Source organism: Endozoicomonas sp. SESOKO2 (assembly GCF_024606245.1).
Taxonomy (GTDB): Bacteria; Pseudomonadota; Gammaproteobacteria; order Pseudomonadales; family Endozoicomonadaceae; genus Endozoicomonas_A.
Genome location: NZ_JAHHPQ010000414.1, coordinates 1 through 1,045 on the forward strand (window position 1 = coordinate 1; position 1,045 = coordinate 1,045).

2 protein-coding genes are annotated in these 1,045 nt (G+C 49.9%); both read left to right on the forward strand.

Going from position 1 to position 1,045, the window contains the following annotated elements; translation table 11 throughout:
• A partial coding sequence (locus KDK17_RS09115) for a hypothetical protein (protein WP_257287899.1) occupies positions 1–158 on the forward strand: 158 nt, incomplete at its 5' end.
• A 15-nt stretch (positions 159–173) separates the two neighbouring features.
• Entirely contained in the window at positions 174–896 is a 723-nt protein-coding gene (locus KDK17_RS09120; protein WP_257254646.1) for a succinate dehydrogenase iron-sulfur subunit, read from the forward strand.
• The last annotated feature ends 149 nt before the right edge of the window (positions 897–1,045 follow it).

A 1,045-nucleotide genomic window follows, 5' to 3' on the forward strand; every position in this document is an offset into this window, starting at 1 on the left:
GTGGTGCACACGCTCGTAACGATTTTACCGAGCGTGATGATGAAACCTGGTTGGCGCATTCCCTATACTTTCCGACTGAAAAACGGGTCGGCAAACGTCAGGTTAACTTTGCACCAAAGACCATGGACGCTTTCCCACCGAAAGCCAGAACCTATTGAGGAGGAGGCAGGAATATGTTGGGTAGTTCGTTAAGTGTTAGCGTCTATCGCTACAACCCGGAGGCTGACTCCAAACCTTATATGAAAGACATTGAGGTAGATATTCCTGAGGGCAAAGACCTGATGGTGCTTGATGTATTGAACCTGATCAAGGAGAAGGACGAAACACTGGTGTATCGCCGTTCCTGTCGCGAAGGTGTTTGTGGCTCGGATGGTATGAGTATCAATGGTACCAATGGTCTGGCTTGCGTAACCTCCCTGTCGGAAGCCATGGGCAGCAAGAAAAAGTTGATACTACGCCCGCTGCCGGGTCTGCCAGTCATCCGTGACCTGATCGTGGATATGAGTCTTTTCTACAAACAGTACGAAAAGATCAAACCGTTTCTGATCAATGAAGAGCCAGCACCGGCTATCGAACGTCTGCAGAGTCCTGAAGACCGTGAGAAACTGGATGGCCTGTACGAGTGTATTCTCTGTGCATGCTGTTCTACCGCCTGCCCATCTTTCTGGTGGAACCCTGACAAGTTTGTCGGCCCGTCCGGTCTGCTGCAGGCGTATCGCTTTCTGGCTGACAGCCGTGATACTGCGACTGAAGAGCGCCTTGCAGATCTGGATGATCCATTTAGCGTGTTCCGCTGTCGAGGCATCATGAACTGTGTTGCTGTATGTCCAAAAGGTCTGAATCCAACCAAAGCTATTGGTCATATTAAACAGATGCTATTTGATAGTGCCACCTGATCTGGTACCTTAGCAGACTGATGCCAATAAACAGGCAACAGAGGTCTCTTATATTGCTGCATAAGAGGCCCACTGGAAGGAATGGCTGTTGGGGGCGAGCTTTCAGATATAAGTTGAGGCTGGTCCCTTGGCATGAAATGTGCGCGTAC

What these genes read in the sequence shown, in the direction of transcription:
- KDK17_RS09120 (WP_257254646.1), top strand. Translation starts at nt 174, where the DNA reads ATGTTGGGTAGTTCGTTAAGTGTTAGCGTCTATCGCTACAACCCGGAG.